General features: G+C 47.5%; 15 protein-coding genes and 1 pseudogene. 6 read left to right on the top strand and 10 right to left on the bottom strand.

Features of this window, described 5'->3' with window-relative positions:
• Positions 1 to 2: 2 nt before the first annotated feature.
• Positions 3 to 1,106, bottom strand: coding sequence for an efflux RND transporter periplasmic adaptor subunit (locus tag VXQ11_RS10695; protein WP_416706012.1), 1,104 nt, complete (start codon positions 1,104 to 1,106; stop codon positions 3 to 5).
• Between the two features lie 148 nt (positions 1,107 to 1,254).
• On the opposite strand from VXQ11_RS10695, the gene VXQ11_RS10700 reads away from it, so the two are divergent.
• The 4 genes from VXQ11_RS10700 (at position 1,255) to VXQ11_RS10715 (ending at position 7,309) form a co-directional block, all read left to right on the top strand.
• Entirely contained in the window at positions 1,255 to 1,878 is a 624-nt protein-coding gene (locus VXQ11_RS10700; RefSeq protein ID WP_416681029.1) for a TetR/AcrR family transcriptional regulator, read from the top strand.
• A 149-nt stretch (positions 1,879 to 2,027) separates the two neighbouring features.
• Positions 2,028 to 4,712 carry a phosphoenolpyruvate carboxylase gene (gene ppc / locus VXQ11_RS10705; protein ID WP_416706013.1) on the top strand — a complete coding sequence of 895 codons (2,685 nt, stop codon included), beginning with the start codon at positions 2,028 to 2,030 and terminating at the stop codon, positions 4,710 to 4,712.
• A gap of 297 nt (positions 4,713 to 5,009) precedes the next feature.
• Positions 5,010 to 6,305, top strand: a complete 1,296-nt coding sequence (locus tag VXQ11_RS10710) for a solute carrier family 23 protein (protein WP_064096865.1) — start codon at positions 5,010 to 5,012, stop codon at positions 6,303 to 6,305.
• 98 nt (positions 6,306 to 6,403) lie between these two features.
• Complete coding sequence (locus VXQ11_RS10715) at positions 6,404 to 7,309, top strand: LysR family transcriptional regulator (RefSeq protein WP_416706014.1); 906 nt, start codon at positions 6,404 to 6,406, stop codon at positions 7,307 to 7,309.
• Here the strand turns inward: VXQ11_RS10715 and VXQ11_RS10720 are convergent.
• From VXQ11_RS10720 to ilvD (VXQ11_RS10740), 5 genes are all read right to left on the bottom strand, one after another.
• The gene (locus VXQ11_RS10720) at positions 7,306 to 8,043 is read right to left on the bottom strand and encodes a sulfite exporter TauE/SafE family protein (protein ID WP_416706015.1); all 738 of its coding nucleotides are present in this window, start codon (positions 8,041 to 8,043) and stop codon (positions 7,306 to 7,308) included. The genes VXQ11_RS10715 and VXQ11_RS10720 overlap by 4 nt on opposite strands.
• Positions 8,044 to 8,199: 156 nt before the next feature.
• Positions 8,200 to 8,487 carry a chorismate mutase gene (locus VXQ11_RS10725; RefSeq protein WP_064096862.1) on the bottom strand — a complete coding sequence of 96 codons (288 nt, stop codon included), beginning with the start codon at positions 8,485 to 8,487 and terminating at the stop codon, positions 8,200 to 8,202.
• The gene (locus VXQ11_RS10730) at positions 8,468 to 9,790 is read right to left on the bottom strand and encodes a hypothetical protein (RefSeq protein ID WP_064101654.1); all 1,323 of its coding nucleotides are present in this window, start codon (positions 9,788 to 9,790) and stop codon (positions 8,468 to 8,470) included. Before VXQ11_RS10730 ends, VXQ11_RS10725 begins: the two co-directional genes overlap by 20 nt.
• 150 nt (positions 9,791 to 9,940) lie before the next feature.
• Positions 9,941 to 11,626, bottom strand: a complete 1,686-nt coding sequence (gene ilvD, locus VXQ11_RS10735; RefSeq protein WP_416706016.1) for a dihydroxy-acid dehydratase — start codon at positions 11,624 to 11,626, stop codon at positions 9,941 to 9,943.
• A gap of 306 nt (positions 11,627 to 11,932) precedes the next feature.
• A complete protein-coding gene (ilvD, locus tag VXQ11_RS10740; protein ID WP_416706017.1) occupies positions 11,933 to 13,762 on the bottom strand; it encodes a dihydroxy-acid dehydratase in 1,830 nt (609 codons plus the stop codon).
• A gap of 408 nt (positions 13,763 to 14,170) precedes the next feature.
• On the opposite strand from ilvD (VXQ11_RS10740), the gene fmt reads away from it, so the two are divergent.
• Positions 14,171 to 15,133 carry a methionyl-tRNA formyltransferase gene (gene fmt / locus VXQ11_RS10745; RefSeq protein WP_416706018.1) on the top strand — a complete coding sequence of 321 codons (963 nt, stop codon included), beginning with the start codon at positions 14,171 to 14,173 and terminating at the stop codon, positions 15,131 to 15,133.
• Positions 15,130 to 16,437 (top strand): 16S rRNA (cytosine(967)-C(5))-methyltransferase RsmB, encoded by a 1,308-nt coding sequence (rsmB, locus tag VXQ11_RS10750; RefSeq protein ID WP_064101651.1) that lies wholly within the window; start codon positions 15,130 to 15,132, stop codon positions 16,435 to 16,437. The genes fmt and rsmB overlap by 4 nt, the downstream gene beginning before the upstream one ends.
• A gap of 69 nt (positions 16,438 to 16,506) precedes the next feature.
• Here rsmB and zupT read toward each other — a convergent pair.
• The 4 genes and pseudogenes from zupT to VXQ11_RS10770 all read right to left on the bottom strand — a co-directional run bounded on the left by zupT (position 16,507) and on the right by VXQ11_RS10770 (position 21,045).
• Positions 16,507 to 17,315: pseudogene (zupT, locus tag VXQ11_RS10755) on the bottom strand (zinc transporter ZupT).
• Between the two features lie 88 nt (positions 17,316 to 17,403).
• On the bottom strand, positions 17,404 to 17,514 hold the full coding sequence (locus VXQ11_RS10760; protein WP_081406379.1) for a methionine/alanine import family NSS transporter small subunit: 111 nt from the start codon (positions 17,512 to 17,514) through the stop codon (positions 17,404 to 17,406).
• Positions 17,515 to 17,524: 10 nt separating this feature from the next.
• Positions 17,525 to 19,000: a sodium-dependent transporter gene (locus VXQ11_RS10765; RefSeq protein ID WP_416681038.1), complete on the bottom strand. Its 1,476-nt coding sequence runs from the start codon at positions 18,998 to 19,000 to the stop codon at positions 17,525 to 17,527.
• A 596-nt stretch (positions 19,001 to 19,596) separates the two neighbouring features.
• Entirely contained in the window at positions 19,597 to 21,045 is a 1,449-nt protein-coding gene (locus VXQ11_RS10770) for an aldehyde dehydrogenase family protein (protein WP_416706019.1), read from the bottom strand.
• Positions 21,046 to 21,055: the final 10 nt, after the last annotated feature.

Below are 21,055 nucleotides of genomic sequence, written 5' to 3' on the forward strand. Positions count from 1 at the left end.
GCTTAACTCCCTGCCTGAATGGTCACACGACGGTTTTCACGATCAATCGGATTGATTTTTTGCTGGTTACGCAGCAGATGTACGCCGCCAATCACCACATAGTCTTCCGGCTTGAGGCCACTGAGTACAGGAACACTGTCCCGGCCATAGGCACCGAGCTGGACCGGGACTTTACGTAAGGTATGATCCGGCTGGACCACCATGACATAAGCCTGCTGATCCGTTGCCGAGACACTGGATAGCGGCACACTGAGCATATTATCGCGGCTGTGCTGAAAAAATACCCGGGCACTTTGTCCCAGCTGGATCTGGCCATTGCCTTCACGTAAGGAAACTTTAACCCTGAAGGTACGCGACTGGTCCGCTGCCGGTGAAATCTCGCGGACAAAAGCGGCAAATTTTTCTTCAGGTTTGGACCATAATGTCACTGTAGCTGCCTGTCCAACCTTGATCTCCGAAATAGCCTGTTCCGGCACCCCAATCACCACTTCACGCTCACCGGCAATCGCCAGTTCATACGCCGCCTGCCCGGCAGCGACCACCTGTCCTGTTTCAATATTGCGTGCAGTGATCACGCCGTTTCTGGTGGCAATCAGCTGGTTATAAGCAGTCTGGTTTTTAGCGGTATCATAATTGGATTGTGCCTGCTTCAGATTTGACAGGGCGGTCTTGTACTGGTTTTCGATCGCGTCATATTGTGAGCGACTCACGGCATTGGATGGCAATAACTGCTTGAAACGTTGTAATTCATCCTGAGCAATCTTAGTGGCAGACTGCGCGCTTTCCAGTTGGGCACGTGCTGCATTCAGCTGCAGCTGGGCATCTTTGACATCCAGAGTTGCCAGGACTTGCCCGACTTTGACCTGGTCACCCACATCGGCGAAGCGCTGGGTCACCTGTCCAGCCACCCGAAATGCCAGCGCCGTTTGCTGGCGCGCCTGCACATCACCGGCATAACTTTTTAATTCATGCTGTGAAGTGGTGGGTGTGGCCACCATGACAAAGGGAACTTCCTGTTCTGCTGCAGCAGTATCTTTGCTGCACCCGGTTAAGGTCACGCTGCAAAGCACCACCATGCCAGCCAATACGCTGTAAATCCTGCTCATCTTATTCGCTCTTATCTGATCGTCTTTTTTAGGGCAAACTATGCTGATATATTGAATTGCTTGTTTTTTAATTAATATACCACCCGGTACACTAATTATAACTCAAGCTTCAAAGCAATGACCGTATTGACTTTTTTTGGAAGAAATTGTGCAAATACCTGTAGGACGACCCAAGGATCTGGAAAAGCGTCAGCGCATCCTGAGTGTGGCCAAAGCGCTGTTTTTAGCGCATGGTTATCATGCCTCTAGCATGAACCAGATTGCACGTGAGGCAGGTGTGACCAAGCTGACGGTGTATAATCATTTTCAGGACAAGGCGACCCTGTTTAGCTGTGCGATTGAGGATACCTGTGAAGCCATTCTGCACGAACATCCTCAGCTCTTGCAGCCAGGCAGTGACTTTACACAGGAGTTTTATCAGGCCTGTCAGCGCGCTTTAAATATTATTCATTTGCCTGAAGCGATCAAGCTGGACCTGTTGCTGATGGAACTGGCCTCGCAGCAAAGTCCTCTGGCAGAACAGTTTTATCAGGCCTCGCATAGCAAACTGGATGCAGTCTGGAATGATTTTTTTAACCTGGCCCAGCAATACCGCTTTATTCAGGTCGATCTTCCAGAAAAACAGACCGAGCTGATCGTGTCCCTGCTGACCGGAACCCGTCATCAGAAAATCCTGCTGGGTCTCAGCCCTCCCCCTTCAAGCACAGAACAGCAACAGATTATTAGCGAGGCGATTGAACTGTTTATGCTGAAATATGCCCTGCCGGATTAACTCCTTTCCTTCGGACTGATCACCGATAACCGTATGTGGCCTAAAAGTTGCTAAAAAAGCAGCCAATGCTCTGCAACTTTTGTCTCTAAGGGACTTGGATTGTCATGCAGTCGCGGTATAGTCAAAGCATGCATGTGAGGGAATAAAAAATGATTCAACAGATTGATGCACCACTACGCGAAGACGTACGCTTACTGGGTAATTTGCTTGGGGAAACCTTAAAATTACATGCCGGGCAGGATTTGTTTAATCAGATCGAGCAGATCCGTGCCCTGTCCAAAGGCGCTCGCGATGGACAGGTCGAAGCAGAAAAACAACTGGAACAGCTGTTTTTGAGTCTGGAAGATGCAGAAATCCTGCCGCTGACCCGCGCCTTTACCCACTTTTTAAACTTTGCCAATATTGCCGAACAATATCATGTGGTACGTCGTCGCCGTCAGAGCGAGTTTGATGACACTGCAGAATCGCCCAATCCTCTGGTGCCTTTATTTGAAAAATTTAAACAGCAGGAGATTTCTGCCGATACGCTGTATCAGCAAATCTGCGAACTGAAAATTGAACTGGTCCTGACCGCGCATCCCACAGAAGTCAGCCGCCGTACCCTGATTCAAAAATATGATGGCATCAATAATGCCCTGTCCAAATTCGACCAGCAGAAACTGACTCCACGTGAACGTCAGGCAGTTCTGGCCGACCTGAAACAGCTGATCAGCTCCGCCTGGCAAACCGATGAAATCCGTCAGCATCGCCCGACTCCGATTGACGAAGCCAAATGGGGCTTTACCACTATTGAGCAGACCCTGTGGAATGCGGTCCCGAAATTTATCCGCGAACTAAATGGCATGGTTCAGGCGCAATGTGGCCAGAACCTGCCCTTAGATGTCGCACCAGTACGTTTTGCCTCCTGGATGGGTGGTGACCGCGATGGCAATCCGAATGTCACCCACACCGTCACTCAGGAAGTACTGTGGCTGTCGCGCTGGAAAGCAGCCGATCTTTATGTACGCGATATTGAAAACCTGCGCTGGGAACTGTCCATTCAGCAATGCAGTCCGGAAATTTCCGAAGCCTTGGGCCAGCCCCATCCAGAACCCTATCGTGAATATTTACGTGACACCCGTACCCGCCTGAAAGCGACGCGGCACTGGCTGGCAGAAAAATTAAAAGGCAATGATGCCGATGACAGTCTGGTGATTAAAAGTAAAGACGAACTTTTACAACCGCTCCTGACCTGTTACCGCTCGCTGATGGACTGCAATCTGGCTGAAATTGCCAATGGCAGCCTGCTGGACTTTATTTACCGGGTCAACAGTTTTGGGATCGAACTACTGAAACTGGATATCCGTCAGGAATCTGGGCGTCACCGTCAGGCGATTTCAGCCATTACTGAATATTTGGGACTGGGGAATTTTGAAACCTGGACCGAACAGGCCCGTCAAAACTTTTTACTGCAGGAATTGCAAAGCAAGCGTCCATTACTGCCTAAACATCTGAATGAACCGGCCGGCAGCCTGATTGAACATCCGGATGTACAGGAAGTCTTTGCCACCATGCGCACACTGGCAGAACAGCCGAGCGAGTCTCTGGGTGCCTATATTATTTCCATGGCAGAATATCCAAGTGATGTCTTGGCGGTACTGCTGTTACAAAAAGAAGCCGGCATCGAGCAGGCCTTACGGGTGGTTCCTCTGTTTGAAACCTTGAAAGATCTGGATGGTGCAGCCGCAACCATGTCGACCCTGTTCAATATGCACTGGTACAAACAGCATATTCAGGGCAAACATGAAGTCATGATTGGCTATTCGGATTCTGCCAAGGATGCCGGTTTTATGTCAGCCAACTGGGCGCAGTATCGTGCCCAGGAAGAACTGACCGCAGTTGCCCAGCAACATGACGTGCAATTGACCCTGTTTCATGGTCGTGGCGGTTCAATCAGCCGTGGTGGTGCGCCCACCCAGCAAGCCTTGTTCTCTCAGCCACCAGGTTCTATTTCCGGTGCGATCCGGGTGACTGAACAGGGTGAAATGATCCGCTTTAAATTCGGGCTGGAAGAAATCGCGCTGCAAAATCTGGAAATTTATACCGCTGCAACCCTGGAAGCGACCCTGCTCCCGCCACCTGAGCCAAAACAGGAATGGCGCGACCTGATGCATCAAATGACCGAACTGTCTGTTCAGGTCTATCGCCAGACGGTACGGGAAAATCCGCATTTTGTAAAATATCTGCGTACCGTTACCCCTGAGCTTGAACTACAGATGCTGCCCCTGGGTTCACGCCCCGCCAAACGTAAAGTCAGCGGCGGAATTGAATCCTTGCGTGCCATCCCTTGGGTATTTGCCTGGACCCAGATTCGCCTGATGTTACCTGCCTGGCTCGGGACCGGTGCCGCACTGAATGAGGTCCTGGATCAGGGACAGCGTACTGTACTCGATGAAATGCTGGCCGAGTGGCCATATTTCCAGACCCTGATTGATATGCTGGAAATGGTACTGTCTAAAGCCGATGCCCATGTAGCGCTGTATTATGAATCGCATCTGACCCAGGATGAAGATCTGAAAATTCTGGGAACAGCGTTACGCCAGCGTTTGCAGGATGCCGTACAAACCCTGTTAAGCTTGAAAGGTGAATCGAAACTTCTGAGCAGCAACGGCGTACTGGATCAGTCCATGAAAGTGCGTAAACCGTATCTGTTACCCTTGCACTTGCTGCAAGCCGAACTGATGAAACGTCGCCGTTTATATCTTGAACAGCAACAGGCCGAAAACACCCCGGTGGATCATGCGCTGATGGTCAGTATTGCCGGAATTGCGGCTGGTTTACGCAATACCGGTTGATTTTCTGACTTCAATTTAAAGCACATCTATACGATGTGCTTTTTTATTGACCAGTCAATAGCTACAAAAAGCTTTATTTATATATCAAATTAAAATTAGTTATAGAAGTTGAATATGAATTGTTCGGGAATTAATCTACTGATTTAACTTTAGTTTTAATTTTAAAAACTTTTACCGCACGGTAAAATATTAAATAAAGTCATAGAATTAATTTGAACAAAATTTTTGTTCTGGTAATTAAATCTTGAAAAAAACAAGAGTATGATGTGCACAATTTATCTTTCGAGTGCTCATTTTATGTCCAATTGGTTTCCCAAATGGCGCCCTTACGAGGGTAGTATCGATGCACGACCAGTAGGTACCGCAGAGTATTTACCGCCTGCCCAGACCCTGATCCTAGGGGTACAACATGCTTTTGCCATGTTTGGTGCAACGGTACTGGCACCATTTTTGATGGGCTTTGACCCAAATCTGGCAATTTTAATGTCAGGGATCTGTACCATTCTGTTCTTTCTGATAACAGGTGGCCGGGTTCCAAGTTATCTAGGTTCAAGCTTTGCTTTTATTGGGGTAGTGATCGCAGCAACCGGTTATGCAGGTGGTGGCGGACTCAATCCGAATATTGGTGCTGCAGCCGGCGGTATCATTGCCTGTGGTATCTTCTATGCGCTGATGGGCTTTCTGGTCATGGCGACGGGCACCCGCTGGATTGAAAAGCTGATGCCCCCGGTGGTGACCGGTGCCGTGGTGATGATCATTGGCCTGAATCTTGCTCCCGTCACGGTGAAGAGCGTGATGGGCAATACCTTTAATATGTGGATGTCCCTGGTCACCGTCCTGTGCATGGGTTCAATTGCCGTATTTACCCGTGGCTTGTTACAGCGTCTGCTCCTGCTGATTGGCCTGCTCCTGGCCTATCTGATCTACTTTGTACTCAGCAATGTCATGGGCTATGGCACTCCGATCAACTTCCTTCCCGTTCAACAAGCTGCATGGTTCGGTTTACCGACTTTCCACGCACCGACCTTTGAATTAAACGCCATGCTGATTATTGCACCGATTGCACTGATTCTGGTGGCTGAAAATCTGGGACATATTAAAGCTGTAAGTGCAATGACCGGTGAAAATCTGGATCCGTATATTGGTAAAGCCTTTGTTGCAGATGGCGTTGCCACGACGCTGGCCGGTAGTGTGGGTGCGCCGGGTATGACCACCTATGGTGAAAACATCGGTGTAATGGCCGTCACCCGGGTCTACTCGACCATCATCTTTGCCGTCGCGGGTGTCTTTGCCGTGTTTCTGGGGTTATCGCCAAAGTTTGGTGCAATTATTCACACGATTCCAACAGCGATTCTGACGGGTGCTTCGATTGTGGTGTTTGGTCTGATTACCATTGCCGGTGCCAAAATCTGGATTGAAAACAAGGTTGATTTCTCGCAGAACAAGAACCTGATGGTAGCCGCGGTGACCATTATTCTGGGTACAGGTGATTTTGCCCTGACCTTTGGCAGCTTCAATCTGGGTGGGATTGGTACCGCAACTTTTGCTGCCCTTCTATTGAACTGGTTCTTTGGTCTGGCCGATAAAAAATAATTCTCAGACTTAATTTTTCAAGCAGCCACATGGCTGCTTTTTTTATAGCACAAGAATTGTTTAAGATAAGGCTGATCTTTTGTGTGAGCATCCTGCCGATGCGTCTGGATTTTTTTGATTTAGATCTTTTTCTCAATATTGTCGAAACAGGTAGTCTGACCAAAGGTGCTGAACGCTCTGCCATTTCCCTGCAAGCGGTCAGTGAGCGGATTAAAAAGCTGGAACAACACTATCAGGTCAGTCTGTTTACCCGTCATTCAGGCGGGGTGAAACTGACTTGTGCAGGACAGGTCTTTGCTGACCATGCTCAAGTGCTCTTGCAACAGGGACACCAACTGTCTCAGGCCATGGCCAGCTTTGGCGAGGAACTGAACGCCAACATCAGTTTATGGTGTAATTCCTCAGCACAGAGCGAATACCTGCCCTTACTGCTGCCACAATATCTGGTTAAAAATTCCCATATCCAGATTGATTTAAAAGAAGCAGAAAGCAATGACATCATTACAGCTTTAAACAACGGTACTGCCAAACTCGGACTAATCTCGAGCTTTTTCCCTGCATTTGAATTACAGACACTGGAATTTGCAGATGATCCTTTGGTCCTGATCTGTCCGGAACAGCATGATTTAAGTCATATTCAGGCATTAAAATTAGCAGACTGTTTAAATTATCCCTTTGTCGGTTTGATGCAATATCACTCATTACAGCAGTCGATTGAAACCCAGGCCCGTTTGCTGAACTGTGAGATTCAATACCGCCTGCGTTTACCGAATTTTGCAGCGGTTGCCCAAGTCGTGGCCAATGGTGTAGGCATTGCCATCATGCCAAAACGCGCCGCGCAACGTCTGGCAAAACTATATGCATTTAGGCAGATCAAGCTGGATGGGGACTGGGCTAACCGCAAACTGTTATTGGCCGCAAAAAATTTTGATGAACTCAATACGACTTATCGGCACTTCAGCCAGTTTTTAGTTTCTGCAGATCTACAAAAGATTCTGGATTAAATCCAGCCGAATTGATGCAGCATCATATAACTGCCCAGGACCATCAGGCCAATAAAAAATACCGTCCGGAATTTCTGTTCAGGAATACGATAGCGGATTTTCTTGCCGAACCACATCCCGATCAGCGCAGGAATGAGTGCAATCGCTGACATCGTATAATCAGTCGGGATATCTTCAACAGGATTTTGATGCAGAAAGATGGCCAGACATACAGTCGAGGTGGTAAATACCAAGCCTAAAGCCTGAACCAGATCGTCACGTTTTAAATGTAAAGTCTGTAAATAAGGCACGACCGGAATTACGATGACACCGGTCGCCACGGTCAAGGCTCCGCCCAGATAACCCATCATCGGAGAGAGCCATGTTTCATGCCGGCTCAAATCTGGCATTGTTCTGGCGTATAGACCGTAGAGACCATACAGGGCCAGCATTCCTCCCAAGAGGGCTTCACTATGAAATTCAGCATGACCTAAAGTCGGAAAAATACTCCATACTGAACCTATGATGATACCGGTCAGCAGTAGCCAGAAACGGCGGATTAATTGCAGGACATGACCTTCGGCAAATAACTGCCAGAAATTGGTTAGCAGTGAAGGTACGATCAGTAAGGTCGCGGCCTGAAAAGGACTCATAAATATGGTCAGCAAACCCATAGATACTGCAGGCAGGCCTAAACCAATCGTGCCTTTAATCAGGCCAGCCAGAGCAAAAACAGCAATAACGAAAGCAATCATCCGATAGCCCTAAATTTATTTAGAACCATGGTATAGATATTGCTGATAGAGAAAAATCAGGTTTTTAAGAAGACAGCCTCAAGCAAATCTTGAGGCTCGAGTTTGATATGCCAGAAACCATCATATTCATCAGCAGAAATTGAATCTGAACATCACTTAAGGACGAAACTCTTTCAGTTCACGTTGAATAAAGTAATGGAACATTTCACGGTACAGATGTTCTATAAATTCCTGATCAACGCCCTGCTTTTGCGCCAGAGCTCTCACATTTTCTACAATCTGCTCCATACGTTCGGGTGACTGCAAATCGGTCTCGGTTTTCTTGAAACGGGTCGTTTGATCAACATAAAATTGACGCGCAGCGATCAGCTCAACTAAAGCTGTATCAATGGCATCGATCTGGTGACGTGCATGTTGTAATGATTCAGCTTTGATCTTTTCCATGTTTTTTCAGTTCACTTTCAGTTTGATTATTACTCTTATACTTTTCTTCTAACACATTACTGAAAATACTTTCAATCATCCAGACCCGATATAAGCTATTAAATGTATAACTTTGATCATCTATGCGTAATTCCAGCACTGGAAAGTTTGGTTGCGACTTCATTTCACACAGCATGTCGTTATCCTGCAACTTGGCCAGAATATCATCCTGGGTCAGCTCCACAATATTTAACTGCTGTTGCAAACGCCTGAAATGTGGCGCATAAGACAGGTCTGCCCCTTGGGTCCACACGGCTTGCAAAATCTCATACATAGCCTCGATCCGCTGTTCTTCAGGACAGCTATAAAATAACTGGGCCATAGGTACGATTGCCTGCTCGGTCGGCCGGCAGAACGGGGTGAATTTAACATCAGTCCGTTTGGATAAACGAGTAGCCAGACTCCAGTCAAACTTGTCCCGGCCACGATAGGACAAGGGATAGACATTCAGCTGGATATTATAAAAATCCGCCAGCTCTTCCTTGATGTAGGCAAGCAATAGCCAGGAAATCGGATCTTCCAGCGCGATATACAAGTCCAGTTCCGGATCCATCGACTGGATCTCGTTCAGCTCTTCGGCATCACTGATCAGATGCTCACGCCATTCAATGTGATCGATCATAAAAATCGGATTACCGGTCAGCAGTTTTTGCTGCTCCAGACGCCGGGTGAGACGCAACAGGTCATCGACTGCCTGATACTGGCGTCCGCCTAAATTAAAATAGCTGGCCAGTATGGGCGTCTGGTCAAAAATACGTTCGGGAAAATCCTGTGGCTGATGATGGCGACTGGCCATGACATACAGGGTGCGCAACTTTCCGGTCTGCTTCTGCCAGAGCATATGGAATACATCTTCCAGCAAGTACAGAAAATCTTGTCCCCGCAGCGGTGTATAGCGCAAAATCAGTTCGGCCTGTTTTAAGGCCTCAGCACTCGGTAATTCCGGTGTGTCGTGAAAACTGAAGCGATGCTGTTTCGACAAGATCTTGGCATCATTAATCGTGTAGTGCTGCCATTCATCAAAAGACATCTGGTTCGGCGGTTCGGCATGCTCACTGGAAATGATCACTTTTAGCGGTTTTAATGCCGGACTTAAAATTTCTTCGAGCTGGGGCAACTGCTGTACCGCCAGATAACTGTACACATCGTCCAGTCTTAAATGGATACTCAGCCCATCTTCAATAGACAACACCGTTTGACGGGTCGGTTTTTGGTAAAACCAACTCGATCGGATTGGATCAAACCAACGGCGTAACAGGGACATGAGATCGGCCTCGACAAGAATGACTGTGCACAGCGCCATACAGTAGCAGCTGCACAGAATAATCTATTTTTAAAATTGCAGAACCAAAGCTCTGCATGGTGTAAAAACTTATATCAAGTCATAAGCAAATGTTCAATGTTTAACAATAGATTAGAGATCAAGATTCAGGTCAGTGACTGCTCCGGTTTCTGCACCTGAGGTCAGTTTGGCGAATTTGGCCAGCGCACCATGCGTATAGTTTGGCTGAGGTTTGGTCCAGGTCGCTTGACGTGCTGCAATCTCCTGTTCATCCACATGCCAGGTCATTTCCCGGGTTTCGGCATTAATCGAAATTTCATCGCCATTTTGCACCAGCCCAATCGGGCCACCTTCATAGGCTTCTGGCGTCACATGACCAATCACAAAACCGTGACTGCCGCCAGAGAAACGTCCGTCGGTAATTAATGCCACTGAATCACCCAGGCCTTTACCAATAATCGCAGAAGTCGGTTTCAGCATTTCTGGCATACCTGGCCCACCTTTAGGGCCGACGCCACGAATCACCACTACTTCACCCGGCTGGACTTCGCCATCCAGAATGCCACGCATCGCACCCTGCTCACCTTCAAAGACACGTGCCGGCCCTTTGAAGTGCAAGCCTTCCTTACCGGTAATTTTCGCCACGGCGCCTTTTGGTGACAGGTTACCTTTGAGAATCACCAGATGTGAGTCTTTTTTTACCGGCTTGTCAAAAGGTAAAATGATCTGCTGACCTTCCGGATAATCTTTTACATCGGCTAGGTTTTCTGCCAGCGTCTTACCGGTGACCGTTAAACAGGACCCATCCAGCATGCCGGCATCCAGCATGCGCTTCATCAGTGGTTGAATCCCGCCTATCGCGATCAGTTCTGACATTAAATATTTACCTGATGGGCGCACATCGGCCACCACCGGAATATCTTTGCCAATCCGCACGAAATCATCCAGGCTTAGTTCCACCCCTGCGGTATGCGCCATGGCCAAAAGATGTAGTACCCCGTTGGTTGAACCACCCAGTGCAATCAAGACCTTGATTGAATTTTCGAAAGCAGCCTTGGTCATGATGTCACGTGGCTTGATATCCAGGCGCAACAGATTCATGACTGCTTCACCGGCACGGGCACAGTCGATTTGCTTGTCTTCCGAAACTGCTTCCTGCGCGGAGGAACCCGGCAGGCTCATGCCAAGTGCTTCAATTGCAGAGGCCATCGAGTTGGCCGTATACATGCCGCCACAGGAGCCCGGACCCGGCAAGGATACTTCTTCAATATGCTTGACCTGAATCGCGTTAATTTCACCTTTGGCATACTGACCTACCGCTTCAAATACCGAAATCATGTCAGTATGACCTTCACCGGGTTTGATGGTACCGCCATAAATAAACAGACCGGGGCGGTTTAGACGAGCCAGTCCCATAATGCAGCCCGGCATGTTTTTATCACAGCCGCCAATCGCAATAACCCCATCATAGGCCTGACAGCCAACCACAGTTTCAATCGAATCGGCAATAATTTCACGCGATACCAATGAATATTTCATCCCTTCCGTACCGTTGGAAATCCCGTCAGAAATGGTAATGGTATTGAAGATAATACCCTTGCCGCCCGCAGCACTCACGCCCTGCTCGACAGTTCTGGCCAAACCATCAATATGCATATTACATGGTGTGACATTGGCCCAGGTTGAGGCAATCCCAATGAATGGCCGATCAAAATCAGCATCTTTAAAACCGGTAGCACGCATCATGGATCGCGCCGGTGCATTTTCAATGCCTTCATAAACGGGGGCTGAATGCTCGCGGATATTATCTTTACTCATTATTTTCTTCCTGGGCGATGACCAATTTTAAGCGTCGGTCTTGGACAATTTATTTTAAGGTCATTGTATAGAAAGCATTCAGTATGTAAAAGAAATTCGCCTACAGAAAAACATTTTGATGAATCCTTAAAAATTTGAATCACATGACCAGGCGGCATGGATGTGGCTGTTTCGCTGCCATACGGGCAAACGTGTGACTTCCTGTCGCACTCCACTGGGCAAAATTTGGCAAGTCTAAACATAGTTTCTTGTATAAAAAAAGCACCCCGTCTGGAGTGCTTTTTTGACGCTATAAAAATTTACAGCTTAGATTTCACGTACTGCGCCTTTTGCCGCACTGGTGGTATGCATCGCATATGCTTTCAGGGCTTTCGAAATTTTGCGTGGGCGCTCTTCTACCGGGTGCCAGCCCTTAGCGTCCTGTGCTGCACGGCGCTCTGCCATGACAGCGTCATCAATAGCCAGGTGAATGGTACGGTTTGGAATATCGATTTCAATACGGTCACCATCTTCAACCAGACCAATCGCACCGCCTTCAGCTGCTTCTGGCGATACATGTCCAATCGACAGACCTGATGAGCCGCCAGAGAAACGGCCATCAGTTAACAGTGCGCATTCCTTACCTAAACCTTTCGATTTCAGGTAGCTGGTTGGATACAGCATTTCCTGCATGCCCGGCCCACCGCGTGGACCTTCATAGCGAATCACCACCACATCACCTGCAGTAATCTTGCCACCCAGAATCGCGTCTACCGCAGCATCCTGACTTTCAAAAACACGTGCAGTACCGTTGAATTTCAGGATCGAATCATCTACACCCGCAGTTTTTACAATACAGCCATCGAGCGCGATGTTACCGTAAAGTACAGCCAGACCACCGTCCTGAGAGAAGGCATGTTCTGCATTACGGATCACCCCATTTTCACGGTCACCATCTAGACGTGAATAATAACGGTCTTGTGAGAATGCAGTTTGTGTTGGTACACCACCTGGAGCTGATTTGAAGAATTGATACACTCCTTCATCATCAGTACGAATGATGTCCCATTTATCCAAGGCATCTTTCAACGTTGCTTCATGAACGGTGGGTACAGACGTATCCAGCAGACCTGCACGGTCCAACTCACCCAGAATTGACATGATCCCGCCAGCACGGTGTACGTCTTCCATATGCACGTCCTGCTTCGCCGGTGCCACTTTACACAGTACAGGTACTTTACGGGATAGACGATCGATATCATCCATAGTGAAGTCCACACCAGCTTCATTCGCTGCAGCCAGCAGGTGCAATACGGTATTGGTTGAACCACCCATGGCAATATCCAGGGTCATGGCATTTTCATAGGAGGCTTTGGTGGCAATTGAACGTGGCAGTACGCTGTAATCGTCCTGTTCATAATGACGTTTGGTAATTTCAACAATCAGTTGACCCGCACGTTCGAACAGTTTTTTACGGTTGGCATGCGTCGCCAGAGTTGAACCATTACCTGGAAGTGATAGACCCAAGGCTTCAGTCAGGCAGTTCATGGAATTGGCAGTAAACATGCCTGAACATGAACCGCAAGTTGGGCATGCAGAACGTTCATACTCTGCGACTTCTTCATCGGTATAGCTGTCGTCTGCGGCTACAATCATCGCATCAATCAGGTCAATCGCTTTATCATTACCACGGATTTTGACTTTACCCGCTTCCATCGGACCGCCAGAGACAAATACCACTGGAATGTTCAGGCGCATCGCGGCCATCAACATTCCCGGGGTGATCTTGTCACAGTTCGAAATACACACCATGGCATCGGCACAATGTGCATTGACCATGTACTCAACCGAGTCTGCAATCAGATCCCGTGAAGGTAATGAATACAGCATGCCGTCATGTCCCATCGCGATTCCGTCATCCACCGCAATGGTATTGAATTCTTTTGCTACACCGCCTGATGCTTCAATTTGACGTGCCACCAGCTGACCCAGGTCTTTGAGATGTACATGACCCGGTACAAACTGGGTAAAGGAGTTCACTACCGCAATAATCGGTTTACCGAAATCTTCATCCTTCATACCGGTGGCACGCCATAAACCGCGTGCGCCAGCCATATTTCTTCCGTGTGTCGATGTTTTTGAACGATAGTCAGGCATTTTATACTTCCAACAAAGTTTGAGCTTGCAATGAATCGGGCAGATCCACTCTGGCTAAATCATACTGACAAGGAGCTTAAATCAGTTGAATTTTAAACCTATCATACTACAAGCCCTTGTTTTACCAGATGGCCTTTTGGATGTAGATGCAGGCAAAAATGTCTATAGAGAGGGTTTGGCGATCTGACGATAAAAATTTCTGGATGAAATCTACTATACCGCCATCACCCTTGTGACAATACAAAACTTTCATGAATAATTTTTACAATTTGCATGAGTTTTTTTTATATAAAAATTCCACTGAAATTCAAGCACTCACAGACCCTATTCGATAAGTTTTGGTAAGGATTAGGCTGAAATTTGGCTTTTGGCTTATAATACGCTTTAAGTTTATTTGGAATTTCATGTGTGAAGATCATATTTGCAGGCACACCAGAATTTGCAGCGACTGCATTGGCTGCGCTGCTCAAAACCAATCATGAAATTGTGGCGGTTTATACCCAACCTGACCGCAAGGCTGGACGTGGACAAAAACTTACGGCCTCTGCAGTGAAGCAGTTGGCGCTTGAACACCATATTCCGGTCTATCAGCCTTTACATTTCAAGTCATCGACTGAAGAAGGTCTGGCGGTACAGGCGGAACTCAAAGCTTTAAATGCAGATGTGATGGTGGTGGCGGCTTATGGCCTGATCCTGCCACAAGTGGTTCTGGATACGCCAAAATATGGTTGCCTGAATATACACGGTTCACTGTTGCCACGCTGGCGCGGTGCAGCCCCGATTCAGCGCGCGATTGCTAGCGGCGATACCGAAACGGGTGTGACCATTATGAAAATGGCGGCCGGTCTGGATACCGGGGATATGATGTATAAAACACGATGTCCGATTACTGCCGAGGATACTTCTGCCAGCCTACATGACAAACTGGCGCTGCAAGGTGCTGAGGCGATTGTGGCCGTGCTTGAATCGGAACAGACCTTACAGCACTATCTTGAGACTCGCGAAGTCCAGGATGAAAGCCTGACGGTTTACGCGCATAAACTGTCAAAAGCCGAAGCACAAATTGACTGGACCCAGCCTGCAGCAGCCATTGACCGTAATATTCGTGCTTTTAATCCCTGGCCGGTGGCATTCACCCCACTGGATGACGGCAACAATTTACGCATCTGGAATTCATCACTTTCCACGCAAAATGCAAGCAATGCCCTGCCTGGTGAAGTGATTGCCCTGGATAAAGACGGCGTACATGTGATGTGTGGCGATCAACATGCCATTTGCATCACCAATCTGCAATGGCCAGGCGGCAAAGCCCTGAATGCTGTTCAAATTAATCAAACTCAAAAACTATCGGTAGGATATAAATTCGCATGAGCCAAATTCAATCATCAGCTAAAAACTTGAATTTGCGCGCGCAAGTTGTAAAAACGCTATTGGCTGTACAAAATGGTCAATCACTTGCTTCTGTACTTAATCAACATATCAACATCGTGTCTGAGCGTGACCGTGGTCTTTATCACGAGTTAACTCTAGGCTGTTTACGTCAGTGGCATGGCCTTAAAGCCATCACCCTGCCGCTGTTAACCAAACCTCTCGATAACCAGGCTCTAGAGAGCTGCTTATATTTGGGTTTGTACCAGATTCTATGTACCCGTATTCCGGCACATGCTGCGATTTCAGAAACCGTAACTGCTGCCAAACAACTGGGCTTTGAACCTTTAAGCGGTCTGGTCAATGCGGTACTGCGTCGTGTTTCACGTGAAACAGAAGAATTTGACCTGGCTTTAAATCAGGCGCATGGCCTGCCAAGCTGGCTCTACAAGCGTTTAAAGAAAGACTGGCCGGAACAGCTTGCCGAGCTGTCACATGACTTGAAACAGATTGCACCGCTCACTTTGCGTGTCAATGTCAATCAGGTCAGCCGTGATGAATATCTGGAAATTCTGGAAGAAGAAGGCTATGAGGCACGTGCCTGCACTCTTTCTGAAGTTGGCATCGTTCTGGAACAGAATGTGCATATTCCGAACCTGCCAGGCTATGAAGCCGGCGGTTTCTCGGTTCAGGATGAACATGCCCAGCTTTGCGCAACCTTGCTTCCTGACCTTGAAGGCAAAGTCGTGGTCGATGCCTGTGCCGCTCCGGGTGGTAAAACCGCGCATATATTGGAAAAATATAGCCCGAAAAAACTGTATGCCATTGATCAGGACGCCAAACGTTTAGTCCGTGTGGCAGAAAATCTGGAACGTCTATTGTTAACTGAATATGCCGACGTTGAAATTATTGCGGCTGATGCGATCACCTGGACAGCTCCGGAGCCTGTCGACTGTATCGTTCTCGATGCACCGTGTTCTGCAATTGGTGTGATCCGTCGTCATCCGGATATCCGTTTACTGCGTCAGTCTACCGATATTCCGAAAACGGTTGAGCTGCAAAAGCAGATTCTGGAAAATATGTGGCAGCAACTGAAAGTCGGTGGTACTTTGCTGTACATCACCTGTTCAATTCTGAAAGCCGAAAACGAACAGCAGATGGTCGAGTTTTTTAATACCCATGCCGATGCCAAAGAAATCAAGATCGAAGCCGATTGGGGTATCGAACAGATTCATGGTCGTCAGTTGTTGCCGAAAGCAGATCAAGGCGACGGCTTCTTCTATTGCCGTATAGAAAAAACTGCATAAGTCATGTGTTTAAAATGAAAGGCAGCCTAAGCTGCCTTTTTTATGGCGCGTGATTCAGGAATATGAGGCTTATTGAATAAATTTAAAAATTACCAGACTAGTAGCCAAGGCAGCCATGCCGCTCACCAATCCATAGACTGTTTCATGCCCTTCAGAATAGCGTTTTGCCGTCGGCAATAATTCATCCAGCGCCAGATAAACCATCACACCGCCAATCACGCCAAAAATCAGGCCATAGACCGTTTCATTCATATAAGGCGCCAGAATAAAATATCCCAAGGCTGCACCCAGAGGCTCGGCCAGTCCCGAAACCAGGCTGGCCCAGAGAGCATAATCTTTACGGCCGGTGGCCATATAGACCGGCAAGGCAATCGCCACACCTTCTGGCACGTTATGAATCGCAATCGCGACCGCCAGAGGTGCACCCAGAGCAGGACTTTCCAGAGTGGCAAAAAATGTTGCCAGTCCTTCCGGCAAGTTATGGGCACTAATCGCAAACAGGGTCAGCATGCCAGTACGCAGTAACTGTTGTGAACTGACTCCCTTGGCAGACTGGGTTTCAATAGTATCATGCGGATTCGGGACAAAGCGGTCCAGCAATAACACCAGAACCACGCCCAGTAAAAAAGCAAAAGTGCCAAAGGCAAAACCGGTTTTTTCACCAAAATCCAGAGTGAAAGACGCAATCGACTTGTTCAGAATTTCGGTTAAAGAAACATAGACCATGGCACCGGCAGCAAAAGCTAGACCAAAAGCAAGCAGGCGGAAATTGGGTTTTTTTAAGAACAGTACCAGTCCCCCCCGACTACAGTAGCCAGACCGGCCAAAAAAGTCACGGCAAAAGCTGTATAGACTTGTCCATCTGAAACGGAAATCATGTCAAAGCATCCGCCATTAAAAAAGTCATTATCATCAAAGATGATAATGACTTCCATTGCTTGTAACAGTAGGTTTATGTCAAGATTTTTAGTCTTCTGGTTCTTCCGGATTTTTTGCCAGATGAATAACCGCCAGTACCAGCCCCCCCCATAATAGAACGATGGAGAAAATCATCATGATCAGTGCAGATGTATTCATATTCATTCTCCTAACTACGACGGTCTTTGACTAGACTTAACAGAATGGCGCCCAGGATAAAGAATGCCATGACGCCTCCGCCAACCAGCCATAAGGTACTGGCAGGATAATCACCATAACCTTCAGTCATAATCGATTTCAGAGTCAGGCCCAGTGCCAGTAATAAAGACAAAGGGGTGACGAAGGTCAGCATGAAATTCCAGCTGCGTCCCAGCTTCACGCTGGCAAACTGGTTAACATGGTCTTCCAGTTGTTTCATCAATGGACGGCGGAACCACGACAACAGAATAATCGATACCAGTCCACCACCGACAATACCAATATTATTGGCAAAATAATCAATGATATCGACAAAGGTAACGGCACTATGCGTCGAGAACATCAGGGTAGAAATGACCGCCGAACCACCCGCAATGATTGTGACTGACTTGTTCTTCGACCAGCCCAGTTTGTCCTGAAACGCTGCAATCGGAACTTGCAGGATGCTCACCATCGAAGTAATACCGGCAACCGTCAATGACGCGAAGAACAAGAAGCCAAACAGGTCACCACCTGCCCCTAAACTTGAAATGATTTTCGGGAATGCAATAAAGGCCAGACCAATACCGCCAGACACTACATCTTCAACTTTAGCACCTGAACTGAACGCCATAAAACCAAGCGCTGCAAATACCCCAATACCCGCCAGAATTTCAAAAGACGAGTTGGCCAGTGCCACCACGATTCCCGAACCGGTCAGGTTAGTTTTGCGTTTCAAATAAGAGGCATAGGTCAACATAATCCCAAAGCCCACCGACAGTGAGAAGAAGATATGACCAAAAGCGGCCAGCCAGACTTTATAGTTGGTCATGGCTTCCCAGTTCGGGGTAAAGAAAGCATTTAAGCCATCAACTGCACCCGGTAAGCGCACTGCCTGAATCACCAGAATGGAAAATAAAACCACCAGCAATGGCATAAAGATTTTATTGGCCAGCTCTACTCCACGGCGTACCCCACCGTAAAGAATCAACATAACTGCAGCCCAGACCACCACCAGACCAAAGAACAGTGTAGGCACAAAACCTAAGGTCAGACCTTCACCATTTTGCAGGTAGGAGTTGAAGAAAAAGGCTTGGGTATCTGTACCCCATTGCTGTCCAAAGGAATAGAACATATAACTGCCGGCCCAGGACAATACGCTGGCATAGTAAATCCCGATCACTAGCGTCACCATGACCTGCCACCACCCCAGGGATTCGGCATTCATGAGTTTCTTGTAGGCCATAGGCGGCGCTTTGCGGAACTTGTGTCCGACTGCGTAATCTAAAAATAGTAAAGGTAAACCTGCTGCGAAAATCGCAATCAGATAAGGGATCAGGAATGCCCCGCCACCATTTTCATAGGCCACATAAGGGAAACGCCAGATATTCCCCAAACCAACGGCGGAACCAATCGCTGCAATAATAAATCCCGAGCGTGCGGACCAATTCTCACGAGTTTCTGTCATAGAACACCTAAACTTTTAACTCCTTCAGATGCTGCTTGTTATGGTTATAGCGCAAGCAAAAAAAGAAGCATTTCAATAATTTTGGGTGTTTGAATTAGAGGGCACCTTGTGGGTGTCGAATTCTAATATACAAACAGGTCAGCAGGTCTTACAGCTTGCTTAAAGTCTGATCGAAAAACTGACCTTGTAGATGATTTAACAATACTGACTTTTGTAAATTTTTTCTGTAAATTCTGCTCAAAATATTCGTTATTTATAATCTGTTTGAATTAATTGCTCAATAATTCTACGGAAAAGACTTTATTTTTAATGTTATATATTGACAAACTTTTTGGAATATATTTTTTATTAAGTTTTACTACAGACTTATGGTTCTTAAAGCTTTTCCTGTCATCAAGATAAATCGCTGTTTAATACTCTGTGTTTAAGCGCTACAAATCTCTACGGATGAATCCCCTTTTTCTGGTGGAAGTATATATGGAGCAGAGTCTTTCCCTGCTCCGGCCTGAAATTTAAGATTATGCAATAGCCCCAGACCTCCATCACCCGATTGAAAAACCACCCGGCTTGCGATCTGGGCAAAGAACATGCTGAACTTAAGCTTTAATGACCAGCATGCGCTCTTCCTGCATGTCGCGAATGGCTGACTGAATCCCTTCACGGCCCAGACCCGAATCTTTTACCCCGCCATAGGGCATGTTATCCACCCGGAAAGACGGTATATCGTTGATGATGACACCACCGACATGCAGATGATCCCAGGCATATAGCATCTTGTTCAGATTCTGGGTATAGACTCCGGCCTGCAGGCCAAAACGGCTGCGGTTGATACAGGCAATACCGGATTCAAAATCGGTATAAGGTTCAATCATGGCCACTGGACCAAAGACTTCATCCCGATAGATTTCCAGATTCTGATCCACATTCTCCAGCAAGGTCGGTGCGAACAGTACCTCGTCCAGTTTGCCACCAGCCAGAATTTTTGCATCTTTTTTCACGGCTTTATCTAGCCATGCTTCTAACCGTTTGGCTTCGGCTTTCTTGATCATCGGCCCCACCAAAGTCGTGCTCAGATTCGGATCATCTGCTTTAAGCGTTTTCAGCTTGGCTACCATTTTCTGTTTCACGTCATCATAGATATCCTGATGTACCAGAATCCGCTGCACACTGATACATACCTGTCCGGCATGACCATAAGCACCACCGATCAGGCGGCTAATCAGTGCATCATTAATCTCTGTATCTGGCTCGATCATCACTGCGGCATTACCGCCCAGCTCCAGAACCACTTTTTTACGGCCGGCACGGGCTTTCATGTCCCAGCCCACCACATCGGAACCAGTAAAACTGAGTAATTTAAAACGGTCATCGGTGACCAGCACATCGGCCAGCTCTCGCGGACAGGGTAAAACTGAAAATGCGCCTTTCGGCAAATCGGTTTCCGCCAGAATCTCGGCAATTTTAAGCGCAGAAATTGGAGTCAAACTTGCCGGTTTCAGTACAAAAGGACAACCGGCTGCAATCGCAGGTGCAATTTTATGCGCAGTCAGGTTCAAGGGAAAATTAAAGGGACTAATCAGAGATACCGCACCAATTGGCACCTGTTTGACCATTCCCTGATAACCCGAAGCTGCCGCAGTGACGGCCAAAGGCAGGATGCGTCCCTGATCCATCTGGGTCACGGCATCTGCTGCGATCTGAAAGGTATTGATCAGGCGTTCGACTTCAGCTTCTGCAGCTTTACGTGGTTTACCGCCCTCTGCAATCAGGATTTCCGTCAGTTCTTCATGAATTTCGCGGAAACGTCGCACACAGTGCAGCAGAATTTTCTGTTTCTGGAACGGCTCTAATGCGGCCATCTCGGCTTCAGCATCTGTTGCAGACTGAATTGCCTGTTCCAGCGTGCTGGCATCTGCCAGGGCGACACGTGCATACAGCTTCTGGCTATATTTATGTTTAACCTCCAGCCATTCCCCTGTCTGAACCGCCTGACCGGCGACATATAATGCATAATCTTTATGCTGTTTTGCTTCTACAGATACCATCTTCTCGTCC

The organism is Acinetobacter sp. 197, from assembly GCF_048148385.1.
Classification (GTDB): Bacteria; Pseudomonadota; Gammaproteobacteria; order Pseudomonadales; family Moraxellaceae; genus Acinetobacter; species Acinetobacter pecorum.

Excerpts from the sequence above, each read along its gene's own strand:
- VXQ11_RS10695 (WP_416706012.1), bottom strand. The coding sequence starts at position 1,106 with ATGAGCAGGATTTACAGCGTATTGGCTGGCATGGTGGTGCTTTGCAGC.
- ppc (WP_416706013.1), top strand. The coding sequence starts at position 2,028 with ATGATTCAACAGATTGATGCACCACTACGCGAAGACGTACGCTTACTG.
- VXQ11_RS10710 (WP_064096865.1), top strand. The coding sequence starts at position 5,010 with ATGTCCAATTGGTTTCCCAAATGGCGCCCTTACGAGGGTAGTATCGAT.
- VXQ11_RS10715 (WP_416706014.1), top strand. The coding sequence starts at position 6,404 with ATGCGTCTGGATTTTTTTGATTTAGATCTTTTTCTCAATATTGTCGAA.
- VXQ11_RS10720 (WP_416706015.1), bottom strand. The coding sequence starts at position 8,043 with ATGATTGCTTTCGTTATTGCTGTTTTTGCTCTGGCTGGCCTGATTAAA.
- VXQ11_RS10725 (WP_064096862.1), bottom strand. The coding sequence starts at position 8,487 with ATGGAAAAGATCAAAGCTGAATCATTACAACATGCACGTCACCAGATC.
- VXQ11_RS10730 (WP_064101654.1), bottom strand. The coding sequence starts at position 9,790 with ATGTCCCTGTTACGCCGTTGGTTTGATCCAATCCGATCGAGTTGGTTT.
- ilvD (WP_416706016.1), bottom strand. The coding sequence starts at position 11,626 with ATGAGTAAAGATAATATCCGCGAGCATTCAGCCCCCGTTTATGAAGGC.
- ilvD (WP_416706017.1), bottom strand. The coding sequence starts at position 13,762 with ATGCCTGACTATCGTTCAAAAACATCGACACACGGAAGAAATATGGCT.
- rsmB (WP_064101651.1), top strand. The coding sequence starts at position 15,130 with ATGAGCCAAATTCAATCATCAGCTAAAAACTTGAATTTGCGCGCGCAA.
- VXQ11_RS10760 (WP_081406379.1), bottom strand. The coding sequence starts at position 17,514 with ATGAATACATCTGCACTGATCATGATGATTTTCTCCATCGTTCTATTA.
- VXQ11_RS10765 (WP_416681038.1), bottom strand. The coding sequence starts at position 19,000 with ATGACAGAAACTCGTGAGAATTGGTCCGCACGCTCGGGATTTATTATT.
- VXQ11_RS10770 (WP_416706019.1), bottom strand. The coding sequence starts at position 21,045 with ATGGTATCTGTAGAAGCAAAACAGCATAAAGATTATGCATTATATGTC.